This is a genomic window from Roseateles sp. P5_E1, from assembly GCF_054049335.1.
In genome coordinates this window covers 1-663 of record NZ_JBFUMN010000239.1, presented here as the reverse complement: position 1 = coordinate 663, position 663 = coordinate 1, and the positions used below count along the sequence as shown (strand labels likewise).

At 65.8% G+C, this 663-nt stretch carries 2 protein-coding genes; one reads left to right on the top strand and one right to left on the bottom strand.

Translation table 11 applies throughout. The annotated features are described in order from the left end of the window. Positions 1 to 184 (bottom strand): hypothetical protein (locus ACXJKJ_RS30805; protein ID WP_457395314.1); only part of this gene is annotated, 184 nt, incomplete at its 3' end. A 254-nt stretch (positions 185 to 438) separates the two neighbouring features. Between ACXJKJ_RS30805 and ACXJKJ_RS30800 the strand changes: the two genes are divergently transcribed. After that, on the top strand, positions 439 to 663 hold a 225-nt coding region (locus ACXJKJ_RS30800), incomplete at its 3' end, for an NAD-dependent epimerase/dehydratase family protein (RefSeq protein WP_457395311.1).

The following is a 663-nucleotide window of genomic DNA, read 5'->3' as shown; positions in this document are numbered from 1 at the left end:
CTTCGCGGGTCGGGATGACGCCGAACGCAGCCGAGCGGATCGTGCCTTGCTCACAGACGTACGTCGGCTGGGGCAATGCACCTGCCATCACCAACGCATCGACTTGCTCGACGGAGGTGCCGGTCAGTGCCGCCAACCCGGCCTTGTCCACGAAGTGATCGTGCAGATACGCCTTTAGTGTCATCGTTGTTCCATCGTGGGCTGAGCGTGCAGGACGCCGGAGCGCTTAATGCGTCCGGCGGAGACCAACATGGTACGACGCTTCCCTGGCAGGGTGATCGCGCCAAAACCGGGTGTACGGAGGCCGCCTGTGTTGATCGTTCTGGCGTCTACGTGCGCGTTCCTGCCGGAGCCGCTGGGGCCTTGGTCCAGCGGCACCGACTATGGCTACAATCGAGCCATCCCGGTAGCTCCCGGGCGCTGACCAAGTGCCACACAGTGAAGATTCTGCTGACAGGAAGTTCTGGCCGGGTCGGACGCGCGATCTTCGGCGCGCTCGCCGCACGGCACGAGGTCGTGGGTTTCGACCGCAACCCCTTCAATACCACCCGGCACGTGGCCGACATCACCGACGCGCGGGCCCTGCGCAGCGCGCTGGTCGGGGTGGACGCGGTCATTCATTCGGCGGCGCTGCATGCGCCGCATGTCGGGCTGGTCCCGGAC